Annotated in this window: 1 protein-coding gene; it reads left to right on the top strand. The window is 35.1% G+C overall.

Annotated elements, in window-relative coordinates; translation table 11 throughout:
• On the top strand, nt 1–325 hold a 325-nt coding region (locus QWI17_RS09065), incomplete at both ends, for a carbohydrate kinase family protein (RefSeq protein WP_302722191.1).

The following is a 325-nucleotide window of genomic DNA, read 5'->3' on the forward strand; positions in this document are numbered from 1 at the left end:
CCATAATGATTTGAACACACGTGATACGTTAGCAACAGAATTGAATGTTTTAGAAACGTTTAATCCAATTGTTCCTCAAGATCGCAAATCTCCAGACGTTTTGATGTTAGGAAACTTACATCCATTGGTACAAAAAGGAGTGTTGACACAATTAGATAATCGTCCAGGTTTGGTTGTTTTAGATACAATGAACTTTTGGATGGATTGTGCTTGGAATGAGTTGATGGATGTGATCAAAGATGTTGATGTAATTTCTATTAATGACGAAGAAGCGCGTCAAATGTCAGGTGAATATAGTTTAGTGAAAGCTGCTAAAAAAATCATG

Origin of the sequence: Gilvimarinus gilvus, from assembly GCF_030518155.1 — a bacterium.
GTDB lineage: Bacteria > Pseudomonadota > Gammaproteobacteria > Pseudomonadales > Cellvibrionaceae > Gilvimarinus > Gilvimarinus gilvus.